General features: G+C 67.1%; 1 protein-coding gene. It reads right to left on the bottom strand.

The window, feature by feature from the left end:
* The coding region (locus tag ACODSN_RS16420) for a MobA/MobL family protein (protein WP_489056559.1) at positions 1 to 301 on the bottom strand (301 nt) is incomplete at its 3' end.
* Positions 302 to 389: the final 88 nt, after the last annotated feature.

Below are 389 nucleotides of genomic sequence, written 5' to 3'. Positions count from 1 at the left end.
GCCCCTCCGCGTCCAGTTCACGCGGAAGGGAGATTTCCACTTCGCGGGCAAGCTGGGCGTCCTTGCGCCGCTCCGCCGCCTCGACGCCGTTCCACAGACTGGCGCGATCGAGCATCCAGTCGGGCGTGCGATCGGGGGCCATAATCTCGCGATGCTCGATGTCCGACTTGCGCGTGTAGTCGTGGCATTTGCCAAGGCGCTCGTCGGTCAGCCGCTCGCCCGAGCGATAGGCGGCGGCGGCGACCGCGCTGCGTCCGGTGGCCCGCGAAATGACTTTGACCGAACAATGGTAGATCGCCACGACGCCGCGCCCTTCTTCCTTACTGCACTTAAGGGGGAGCCGTCCGGCGGGGGCAACGCCCCCACTAGGACCACGCACATTGGGAACC

It is taken from the genome of Sphingobium sp. FG11 (assembly GCF_057809915.1).
Note: the sequence above shows the minus strand (reverse complement) of the source record. Positions and strands in the feature narration are given on the sequence as shown.